At 73.1% G+C, this 900-nt stretch carries 2 pseudogenes; both read left to right on the top strand.

The features are described 5' to 3' along the window. Positions 1-15: 15 nt before the first annotated feature. Positions 16-63 (top strand): annotated as a pseudogene (locus K6I33_RS36710) (hypothetical protein); the annotation flags it as partial. 49 nt (positions 64-112) lie between these two features. After that, a pseudogene (locus K6I33_RS36170) lies at positions 113-900 on the top strand (DUF6716 putative glycosyltransferase); the annotation flags it as partial.

Genomic DNA, 900 nt, shown 5'->3' on the forward strand with positions numbered 1-900 from the left:
CACCCGGAACGGGAAGTGTTCATCAAGCTCCGCAGCAAGCCCGGCGAGCACACCACGCACATCGAGGAACTCCCGTACCAGGCCCTGTCCCGCCGTCTCACCGGCGGTCTGCCGCCCAACTGCCGTCGTCACCGGCTACGTCGGCGTCGTCTACGAGAAGCTCGCCGACGGCCTGCTGCTACGGCACGGCGCGGACGTCGTCCTCGCCAACTCCCGCCACGACGCCGAGCGTTTCCGCGCGGTCTACGAGGGCGTCGGCGCCCCTTCCGACAGCGTGATCGAGTGCGCGCTGCCCTTCCTGGAGGGAGGGGAACGCGGGCGGAACGAACCAGATGAGGCGGAAGTCCGGCCGTTCACCGTGGTGTTCGCCGCCCAGCCCTCCGTGCCGGACGGCCGCGCCGACCGGGCGTACCTCCTCGAACGCGCCGCCCGGCACGCCCGTGCGCACCCGGAACGGGAAGTGTTCATCAAGCTCCGCAGCAAGCCCGGCGAGCACACCACGCACATCGAGGAACTCCCGTACCAGGCCCTGTCCCGCCGTCTCACCGGCGGTCTGCCGCCCAACTGCCGTCTCGTCTACGGGCACATGGGCGACGTCCTCGACCGCACCGACCTCCTGGTCACGGTCAGCTCCACCGCCGCCCTCGAAGCCCTCCACCGGAACGTGCCGACCGCCGTCCTCACCGACCTCGGCATCCGCGAGGCCCTCGGCAACCACCACTTCCTCGGCTCCGGCTGCCTCACCTCCTGGGACCGCCTCGACGCGGGCCACCTGCCCCGGCCGGACCCCGCCTGGACGGCACGCCAGGGCGTCGCGACGGACCGCCCCCACGAGCGCGCGTTCGACACGGCGCGCGCCCGGGTCGCCGAGCTGGCCCGCCGCGCCGCGCCCCCGCCGCT

This window comes from Streptomyces sp. UNOB3_S3 (genome assembly GCF_020740895.1).
GTDB lineage: Bacteria > Actinomycetota > Actinomycetes > Streptomycetales > Streptomycetaceae > Streptomyces.